Source organism: Psychroserpens mesophilus, from assembly GCF_050617655.1.
Lineage (GTDB): Bacteria > Bacteroidota > Bacteroidia > Flavobacteriales > Flavobacteriaceae > Psychroserpens > Psychroserpens mesophilus_A.
In genome coordinates this window covers 1-267 of sequence record NZ_JBODQC010000193.1, presented here as the reverse complement: position 1 = coordinate 267, position 267 = coordinate 1, and the positions used below count along the sequence as shown (strand labels likewise).

General features: G+C 68.5%; 1 protein-coding gene. It reads right to left on the bottom strand.

Features of this window, described 5'->3' with window-relative positions; translation table 11 throughout:
- The coding region (locus ACRHNM_RS16915) for an FtsW/RodA/SpoVE family cell cycle protein (RefSeq protein ID WP_431137786.1) at window positions 1-267 on the bottom strand (267 nt) is incomplete at both ends.

Genomic DNA, 267 nt, shown 5'->3' with positions numbered 1-267 from the left:
GGTGGCAGCGGTTGCCGATGCAGGTACCAGGCCATCATCAGCGGCAGGCTGAGCTTGAGCAGCTCGGAGGGCTGCAGGTAGGACACCCCCAGGTTGAGCCAGCGCTGCCCGTACTTGCCGGTGCCGATCACGTACACCGCCATCAGCGGCAGCATCGACAGCGCGTACAGCGCCGGTGTCCATGCGCGCAGGCGCAGCAGCGACACCCTCGACAGCAGCCACATCGCCAGCAGCCCACCGGCAAAGCGCGCTGCCTGGCCACCCACC